This window comes from Streptomyces endocoffeicus, from assembly GCF_016741935.1.
Classification (GTDB): domain Bacteria; phylum Actinomycetota; class Actinomycetes; order Streptomycetales; family Streptomycetaceae; genus Streptomyces; species Streptomyces endocoffeicus.
In genome coordinates this window covers 1-10,153 of the sequence record NZ_JAERRG010000081.1, presented here as the reverse complement: position 1 = coordinate 10,153, position 10,153 = coordinate 1, and the positions used below count along the sequence as shown (strand labels likewise).

Below are 10,153 nucleotides of genomic sequence, written 5' to 3'. Positions count from 1 at the left end.
GGCAGCGTGGGGAGGCGGGTCGTTTCGGTCTGCATCCGGCACTCCTCGACGCCGCCCTGCATATGGCCGGGGTGGGCCCGGACGACGAGGAGACGGGCCCCGCACGTCTGCCGTTCGCCTGGACAGGTGTCTCCCTGTACGCCACGGGCGCGACAGCGCTGCGGGTGCGCCTGTCGCCGTCGGGGACCGAGGGGATCTCGGTGCTGGTGGCGGACTCCGACGGAGTGCCGGTGGCTTCGGTCGACTCACTTGTGGGGCGACCGGTGGCGCCCGAGCAGCTCACCGCGTCCCCGCAGGTGGCCAGGGACTCGCTGTTCACCGTGGAATGGGATCGCGTGCCCACAGAGGGCATACGGGGAGCGGCATCTCAGGCTCAGTGGGCGATAGTCGGATCGGACGATCTCGGCCTCATCGCCGCCTTGGAGGCGGCAGGGCAGGACGTAGTGAGCAGCCCGGAGCTGGCCACCCTGGCCGGCTCCCCGGATGTCGTCCTCGTGACATGCGCGTCCGATTCGGAATCGGGTGCACAAGATCTTCCGTCCGCCACGCGCCACTTCGCGCACCGTGCTCTGGGTGTGGTGCGGGGGTGGTTGGGGGAGGAGCGGTTTGCCGGTTCGCGGTTGGTGGTGGTGACGCGGGGTGCGGTGGCGGCCGTGGCGGGTGAGGATGTGCCGGATGTGGCGGCTGCCGCGGTGTGGGGTTTGGTGCGGTCGGCGCAGGCTGAGCATCCGGATCGGTTCGTTCTGGTGGATGTGGATGACGTATCGATGCCGTCCGACGTGCTTCAGTCCGTCTTGTCGTGTGCGGAACCTCAGGTGGCGGTCCGTTCCGGGAAGGTTCTGGCGCCTCGGTTGTCGCGTGCCGTTGTTCCTGCGGCTTCTGCGGTTTCTGCTGAGGGAGCTGGGTCGGGCTTTGGGTGGGATCCCGAGGGCACGGTTCTGTTGACTGGTGCCACGGGAACGTTGGGTGGTTTGGTGGCGCGGCATTTGGTGGCCGAGCGTGGGGTGCGGCATCTGGTGCTGGTCTCTCGGCGGGGTCGGGAGGCCGCTGGTGCGGTGGAGTTGGAAGCCGAGCTGGCGGAGCTGGGCGCGTCGGTGACGGTGGTGGCCTGCGATGTCGCCGACCGTGAGGCGTTGGCGGGTGTGCTGGCGCGTATTCCGGCGGATCGTCCGTTGCGTGGTGTGGTGCACGCGGCCGGTGTGCTGGATGACGGTGTGGTCGAGTCGTTGACGCCGGAGCGTATTGACGCGGTGTTGCGGCCGAAGGTCGATGCGGCGGTGTATCTGGATGAGTTGACGCGGGATCTGGATCTGTCGGCGTTTGTGATGTTCTCGTCGGCCGCTGCGACTTTTGGTGCGGCGGGGCAGGGGAACTATGCGGCGGCGAACATGTTCCTGGATGCGCTGGCGGCGCGCCGCCGGGCACGTGGGCTTGTGGGAGTGTCGTTGGCCTGGGGTTTCTGGGCCGAACGCAGCGATATGACCGGCCACCTCGCCGACGCCGACGTCGCCCGGATGGAGCGTGGCGGCGTCATCCCGCTGTCGTCGGACGAAGGCCTTGAGCTCCTCGACGCGGCGAGCGCCATGGACCAGTCGCTGCTGGTACCCGTGCGGATCGCCCCGGCGGCGCTTCGTGGTGGCGCCGGAGCCGTACCGCCGTTGCTCCGACGGCTGGTGCGTACCCCTTCGAGGAGAGCCCTCGCGGACATCGCGCCGGGCATGGACACACCCCTGCACGGTGACCTCGTCCGGCTCGCGGGGCTTTCGGAGGCCGAGCAGGAGCAGACCCTGCTGGATCTCGTGCGTGGCGGGGTCGGCGCGGTGCTTGGCTACTCGGATGTGGAGCAGGTCGAGCCGGAGCGTGCGTTCAAGGAGCTCGGGTTCGACTCGCTGACGGCCGTCGAACTGCGCAACCGGCTGAACACGGCCACCGGGCTGCGCCTGCCCGCCACCCTGGTCTTCGACTACCCCTCGCCCCAGGCGCTCGCCCGCCACCTCCGTGATGAGCTGCTCGGCAGGACCGGGGAAGTGGCTGCCGACGCGGGACGCCGTGTGTCGGTGGCCGCCTCTCAGGACGAGCCGATCGCCATCGTGGGCATGAGCTGCCGCTTCCCCGGTGGGGTGAAGTCCCCCGAGGACCTGTGGCGGCTTCTGGCCCGCGGTGGAGACGCCATCGCCGACTTTCCGGACGATCGCGGCTGGGACCTGGAGGGTCTGTATCACCCGGATCCCGATCATCGGGGCACGGCGTATGCGCGTGAGGGTGGTTTCCTGTATGACGCGGGTGATTTCGATCCGGAGTTCTTCGGGATTTCGCCGCGTGAGGCGTTGGCGATGGATCCGCAGCAGCGGTTGCTGCTGGAGGCATCGTGGGAGGCGCTGGAGCGGGCCGGTATCGACCCGGCGTCGGTGCGCGGCAGCCAGACGGGCGTCTTCGCCGGAATCATGCACCACGACTACGGCTCGGCTACGGTGCCGGAAGGAGTCGAGGGCTACATCGGCAATGGCACCGCCGGCAGCATCGCCTCGGGCCGCGTCTCCTACACCTTCGGGTTCGAAGGGCCCGCGGTGACGGTGGACACCGCCTGCTCGTCGTCGCTGGTGGCGCTGCATCTCGCGGCCCAGTCGCTGCGCCAGGGCGAGTGCTCGCTGGCGCTCGCGGGCGGCGTGACGGTGATGTCGACCCCCGCCCTGTTCGTGGAGTTCAGCCGTCAGCGGGGGCTCTCGGCCGACGGTCGCTGCAAGGCGTTCGCGGGGGCCGCCGACGGTACGGGGTTCTCCGAGGGCGTCGGCATGCTGCTGCTGGAACGGCTCTCGGACGCACGGCGCAACGGCCACCGGGTGCTTGCCGTCGTCCGGGGATCCGCGGTCAACCAGGACGGCGCGTCCAACGGACTGACGGCCCCCAACGGCCCGTCGCAGCAGCGGGTCATCCGGGCCGCGCTGGCGAGTGCTGGGCTGTCGGCCGCTGAGGTGGACGCGGTCGAGGCACACGGTACGGGCACGACGCTCGGCGATCCCATCGAGGCGCAGGCGCTGCTGGCGACGTACGGCCAGGAGCGGGCGGCCGAGGAGCGGCCGCTGTGGCTCGGTTCGATCAAGTCGAACATCGGTCATGCGCAGGCGGCTGCCGGTGTGGCGGGTGTGATGAAGATGGTGCTGTCGATGCGGCATGGCGTGCTGCCGAGGACGTTGCACGTGGATGAGCCGTCGCCGCATGTGGACTGGTCCGAGGGCGCGGTGCGGTTGCTCATGGATGCCACGGATTGGCCGGAGACGGGGCACCCGAGGCGTGCGGGTGTCTCCTCCTTCGGCGCCAGCGGGACCAATGCGCATGTGATCGTGGAGCAGGCCCCCGAGGAACGGAGTGTCGCCGAGCCGGTGACGGACGGACCCGCAGGGTCGGCGCTGGTGCCGTGGGTGGTGTCGGCGAAGACCGAGGATGCGTTGCGGGCGCAGGTGGAGCGGCTGCTGTCGTCCGTGCGTGGAGAGCTCGACGCCGAGGCATCGGTCGCGGATGTGGCCTCGTCGCTGGTGACCACGCGCTCGGTGTTCGAGCATCGGGCGGTGGTGCTGTCCGGTGACCGTCAGGGCTTCGCGGCCGGGCTGGACGCGCTGGTGGATGACGTACCGGCGGCTGGTGTGGTGCGGGGGTCGGCGGTGCCGGGGAAGCTGGCGGTGTTGTTCTCGGGGCAGGGCAGTCAGCGGGTCGGGATGGGGCTGGAGCTGTGCGAGGCGTTCCCGGTGTTCGCGGATGCCTTTGATGAGGTGTGTGCGCGGTTCGACGGGCTGCTGGAGTGTTCGCTGCGGGAGGTGATCCGTGGGGATGCGGCGGGGTTGGATGAGACGGCGTATACGCAGTGTGGGTTGTTTGCGGTGGAGGTGGCGCTGTTCCGGCTGGTGGAGTCGTGGGGTGTGCGGCCCGACTTCGTAGCAGGGCATTCGATCGGCGAGCTGGTGGCGGCGTATGTGGCGGGGGTGTTGTCGCTGGGGGATGCGTGTGTGTTGGTGGCGGCTCGTGGGCGGTTGATGCAGGGGTTGCCGTCGGGTGGGGTGATGGTGTCGGTGCGGGCCGCTGAGGTGGATGTGCTGCCGTTGCTGGTCGGTCGTGAGGCTGGGGTGAGTGTGGCGGCGGTCAACGGTCCGCGTTCGACCGTGATCTCGGGTGTGGAAGAGGCGGTGATGGAGGTTGCCGGGCAGTTTGCGGCTCAGGGCGTCAAGACCAAGCGGCTGCGGGTCTCGCATGCCTTTCATTCGCCGTTGATGGAGCCGATGCTGGCGGAGTTCCGGCAGGTGGCCGAGGGGTTGTCGTACGCGCCTCCGCGTATCCCCGTCGTGTCGAACGTGACGGGTCTGGTGGCGGATGCCGAGGCGTTGTGCTCCGCCGAGTATTGGGTACGGCACGTCCGTGAGACCGTGCGCTTCGCCGACGGCGTGGCGGCTCTCGCGGAGGCGGGTGTGACGACCTCACTGGAGCTGGGGCCGGACGGGGTGCTCTCCGGCATGGGACAGGAGTGCGCGCCGGACGTCGAGTTCGTCTCCGGCCTGCGCAGCGGCCGAGGCGAGAGCGCCACGCTCCAGGAGGCATTGGCTCGGATCTTCGTCCGTGGCGTCCCGGTGGACTGGACGGCGTTGCTCGCGCCGACTCCCGTACGCCATGTGGAGCTGCCGACCTACCCCTTCCAGCGGAAGCGGTACTGGCTCGAGGCCGGTGGGGCGGTGGGCAACGTGGCCTCGGCTGGGCTGCGGTCCGAGGAACATCCCCTGCTCGGTGCCGCCGTGCGGCTGCCCGACTCCGACGGATGCCTGTTCACCGGCCGGCTGTCCGCGCGTACCCACGCCTGGCTGGCCGACCACGCCGTGCTGGGCTCGGTGGTGGTGCCGGGGACGGCCTTCGTGGATCTGGCGTTGCACGCCGGTGGCCGTTTCGACTGTGACCAGGTGGACGACCTGGTGCTGGAGGCGCCGCTGGTCCTTCCCGAACGCGGTGCGATCCAGCTCCAGGTGATGGTGGCCGGAGCCGATGACGACGGTCGCCGATCCGTCACCGTCTACTCCCGGCAGGAATCCGCTGATGAGGACGGACCCTGGACGCGCCACGCCACCGGCCTCCTGACCCAGGTCGAGGGGCCGGAGGCGGCGATCTCGGCCGAGCTGAGCGTGTGGCCGCCCAGGGATGCCGAGGCGATCGACATCAGCGGCATGTACGAGCGCTTCGCGCTGGGCGGGCTCGCGTACGGGCCGGCGTTCCAGGGCGTACGGGCCGCTTGGCGGCGCGAAGGCGGGGCGTCCACCGAGGCATCCACCGAGGCGTCCACCTCGACGTTCACCGAGGCGTCCACCTCGACGTTCACCGAGGTGTTCGCCGAGGTGGCACTGGCCGAGGAGCAGTGGCCGGACGCCGCGCGGTTCCGTGTGCACCCCGCGTTGCTCGACGCCGCTCTCCATATGGCGGGACCTGGTGGCCTGGTGACCTCGGACGCGGAGCAGGTCCGCTTGCCGTTCGCCTGGAACGGGGTGTCGGTGCACGTCACCGGCGCGACCACGGTCCGCGTACGACTGGTGGCGGCCGGGGCCGACGGCCTGTCGCTCGCCGTGGCCGATGAGACGGGCCGGTTGATGGCCTCGGTGGCGGAGCTGGTGACGCGCCCGGTCTCCGCCGAGCAGATCGACGCCGCGCGCGGCACCTCCCATGAGTCGCTGTACCGACTGCGGTGGAACGCCATCCCGCTCCCGGCCGACGCGCCGTCCACCGCCCGCTGTGCGGTGATCGGTGAGGAGGACAGCGAGCTGGCCATGGCACTGCGATCGGCGGGCTGGCAGGTGCGAACGCACCCTGATCTGGGGGCCCTTGCCCGGTCCGGCGCCGAGGGCGAACCTCTGCCGGAGTGGGTGCTGGCCGCCACGACCGGCACCGGTGGCGACACCCACCAGGGTCCGCGTGGCGCGGCGCACCAAGCGCTGGAGCGGGTGCAAGAGTGGTTGGCCGAGGAGCGGTTCGCCGACTCCCGCCTGGTCATCATCACTCGCGGCGCCGTGGCCACCACCTCCTCCGAGGGCGTGGACGACCTCGCAGGGGCGGCGGTATGGGGCCTGGTGCGATCCGCGCAGGCCGAACACCCCGGCCGATTGCTCCTCCTCGATGTGGACGAACCCATGGAGCTCGGCGCCGTTCCGTTGGCCACGGCCCTCGCCTCGGGCGAGCCGCAGTTGGCCGTACGCGGAGGGCGCGTAGTGGCGGCGAGGCTGGTCCGAGCCGACGGGGAGGCGGAACAGGACGCTGCGGCGACATGGGATCCCGAGGGCACGGTCCTCGTCACCGGGGCTAGCGGCACCCTGGGCGGTCTGCTGGCCCGGCACCTGGTGGCCGACCACGGTGTGCGGCATCTGGTGCTGCTCAGCCGCAGGGGATCGGCGGCCGAGGGCGCGGCCGAGCTGGCCGATGAGCTGGCCTCGGCCGGGGCGTCGGTGACCTGGGCGGCCTGTGATGTGGCAGACCGGGATGCCCTCGGCGCGGTGTTGTCGGACATCCCCGACGCACATCCGCTCAAGGGTGTCGTCCACGCCGCCGCCGTGTTGGACGACGGCGTGATCGCGTCGTTGACTCCGGAGCGGCTGGACACCGTGCTGCGACCAAAGGCGGAGGCGGCACTCACCCTGCATGAGCTGACGGCCGGACTCGACCTGTCGGCGTTCGTGGTCTTCTCCTCGGTGGCGGGCATGTTCGGGGCCGCCGGACAGGGCAACTACGCCGCCGCGAATGCCTTCCTCGACGCGTTGGTCTCACAGCGTCGGGCGCATGGCCTCCCCGGCCTGTCGCTGGCCTGGGGTCTGTGGGAGGAACGCAGCGGGATGACCGAGGGGTTGGCCGAGGTGGACAGGCGGCGGATGGACCAGGTCGGCATCTCGGCCCTCTCGTCAGCAGAGGGGCTCGCACTGTTCGACGCCGCCTGTGCGGGCGATGGCCCGGTCATCGCCGCCGCACGGCTGAACATGGCGGTCTGGAGGTCCGCAGCCCATGACGGCCCCGCAGAAGTACCGCATGTGCTGCGGGAGTTGGTGCGGGTGCCCGCCCGCCGGGCGACGGCGGAATCCACCGGAGTGGCCGGAACAACCGGGGCGGCGGAGGCGTTGCGGGCGCGGCTGGCCGGAGCCTCGTATGCGGAAGGCGAACGCCTGGTGCTGGACACGGTACGGCGGAACGTCGCCGCGGTGCTGGGCCACGGCGGCCCCGAAACCGTGGAACCGGGCCGTGCGTTCAAGGACTTCGGCTTCGATTCGCTGACGGCGGTGGAATTGCGCAATCGGCTCGGCACGGTGACCGGACTGTGTCTGACCGCGACGCTGGTCTTCGACCACCCGACCCCCACCGCCCTGGCCCAGCACCTTCACCACGAGCTGACGCGGGACGCCGGATCCGCCGCCACCTCGGTGCCCGTATCCGTGGGCATCGATCAGCTCGAAGCCGGTCTGTCGGCGATGACCTGGGAGGAGATCGGCCGCACGGATGTGGTGTCACGCCTGCGGGAGCTCTTGGCAAAGTACGGCGACGCACAGGAAGTCCCGAGCAGCGGCGCTGCTCTCGTCGACCAACTCGAATCGGCGACGGATGGCGAACTCTTCAAGATGGTGGACGAGGATCTCGGAATTCTCTGAAGCAATCTGAAGCAATCTGAAGAAATGCCCCTCCGCTATCTGCCGACAGCCTTGTGATTGGGAAAGCGCGATGAGCAACGAAGACAAACTCCGGGATTACCTCAAGCGAGTCATTGCCGAACTCCACCAGACACGTCAGCGGCTCCAGGAAGCGGAGTCCGTGGACCACGAGCCGATCGCGATCGTGGCGATGAGCTGCCGCTACCCGGGCGGACTGCGTTCGCCCGAGGAGCTGTGGCGGTCGGTGGCCGCCGGCGAGGACGCCATCTCGGGCTTCCCCCAGGACCGTGGCTGGGACGTCGAGGGGCTGTACGACCCCGACCCGGGCGCGGTCGGCAAGAGCTATGCGCGCGAGGGCGGCTTTCTGCACGGCGCCGGTGACTTCGACCCGGCGTTCTTCGGGATGTCCCCGCGCGAGGCGCTCGCGACCGACCCGCAGCAGCGACTGCTGCTGGAGACGGCTTGGGAGGCGTTCGAGCGGGCCGGTATCGACCCGGAGTCGGTGCGGGGCAGCAAGACCGGTGTCTTCACCGGTGTGATGTACCACGACTACGGCACCGGTCTGACCTCGCTGCCCGCAGGAGTGGAGGGCTACCTGGGCAACGGCACCGCGGGCAGCATCGCCTCCGGCCGGGTGGCCTACACCCTCGGCCTCGAAGGCCCGGCGGTCACCGTCGACACGGCGTGCTCCTCGTCCCTGGTGGCGCTGCACTGGGCCGGTCAGGCCCTTCGGCGCCAGGAGTGCACACTCGCCCTCGCGGGTGGCGTCACGGTGATGTCCACCCCCGGAACCTTCGTGGAGTTCAGCCGTCAGCGGGGTCTCGCCCCGGACGGCCGGTGCAAGCCGTTCGCGGCCGCCGCCGATGGCACGGGCTGGGGCGAGGGTGTGGGCATGCTGCTGCTGGAGCGGCTGTCGGACGCGCGGCGCAACGGCCACCCGGTACTGGCGGTGGTACGCGGCTCCGCCATCAACCAGGACGGTGCGAGCAACGGCCTTACTGCCCCCAACGGCCCGTCTCAGCAGCGAGTGATCCGCCAGGCCCTGGCCGACGCCAAACTCTCCGCCAAGCAGGTGGATGTCGTCGAGGCGCATGGCACGGGTACGACGCTGGGCGACCCGATCGAGGCGCAGGCGTTGCTGGCCACGTACGGGCAGGACCGGCCCGAGGAGCGGCCGCTGTGGCTCGGCTCCATCAAGTCCAACCTCGGCCATACGCAGGCGGCGGCGGGCGTGGCCGGCGTCATCAAGATGGTGCAGGCGATGCGGCACGGGCTGCTGCCGCAGACCCTGCATGTGGATGAGCCGTCTCCCCACGTGGATTGGTCGGCGGGCGGGGTGAGGCTGCTCACCGGGGCCACGCCGTGGCCGGCGGGCGACGAGCCCCGTCGGGCGGGCGTCTCGTCCTTCGGGATCAGCGGCACCAATGCGCACATCATCCTGGAGCAGGAGCCTGCGGCCGACCCGGAGGACGAAGCACCGGAGGAGACGGGGCAGCTGTCTTCCGGCATCGTGCCGTGGCTGGTCTCGGGGAAGTCCGAGAGCGCGCTGCGTGCCCAGGCCGAAGGGCTGCTCGCCCACCTGGACGCGCGACCGGAGACGACCCTCATTGATATCGGGCTTTCTCTGGCGGCAACGCGTAGTGCGTTCGAGCATCGTGCGGTGGTGTTGGGGTCCGATCGTGCGGCTCTGGCCGAGGGCTTGAGTGCGGTGGCTGAGAGTGGCGGCGCTCCGGGGTTGGTGCGGGGTGTGGTTGCGGGTGGTGATAGTCGTGCGGTGTTGGTGTTTCCGGGGCAGGGGTCGCAGTGGGTGGGGATGGCGGTGGGGTTGTTGGAGTCTTCGCCGGTGTTTGCGGAGCGGTTGGGTGAGTGTGCGGTGGCGTTGGGGCCGTTTGTGGAGTGGTCGTTGGTGGATGTGTTGGGTGATGGGGTGGCGTTGGGGCGGGTGGATGTGGTGCAGCCGGTGTTGTGGGCGGTGATGGTGTCGTTGGCGGAGGTGTGGCGGTCGTTTGGTGTGGTGCCTGCGGCGGTGGTGGGTCATTCGCAGGGTGAGATCGCGGCGGCGTGTGTGGCGGGTGCGTTGTCGTTGGAGGACGCGGCGCGGGTGGTGGCGTTGCGGAGCAAGGCGTTGCGGGCGTTGTCGGGTCGTGGCGGGATGGTGTCGGTGTCGTTGCCGGTGGACTCGGTGCGGGATCGGCTCGCGGTGTGGGGTGAGCGGTTGTCGGTGGCGGCGGTGAACGGCCCGTCGGCGGTTGTGGTGTCCGGCGATGCGGATGCGTTGGATGAGCTGCTGGCGGCGTGTGAGGTGGAGGGGATTCGGGCGCGGCGTGTGCCGGTGGATTACGCCTCGCACTGTGCTCATGTGGAGTCCATCGAGGGTGAGCTTCGGCAGGCCCTCACGGGGATCAGTCCTCGGTCGTCGTCGGTGCCGTTCTATTCGACGGTGACTGGTGGGGTGTTGGATACGGCGGGGCTGGATGCGGGGTACTGGTACCGCAATC

Annotated in this window: 2 protein-coding genes; both read left to right on the top strand. The window is 70.1% G+C overall.

Going from position 1 to position 10,153, the window contains the following annotated elements; translation table 11 throughout:
- Positions 1-7,655, top strand: a 7,655-nt coding sequence (locus tag JK364_RS53475; protein WP_201858730.1) for a type I polyketide synthase, incomplete at its 5' end; no start/stop codon positions are given.
- A gap of 70 nt (positions 7,656-7,725) precedes the next feature.
- On the top strand, positions 7,726-10,153 hold a 2,428-nt coding region (locus JK364_RS53470), incomplete at its 3' end, for a type I polyketide synthase (RefSeq protein WP_201858729.1).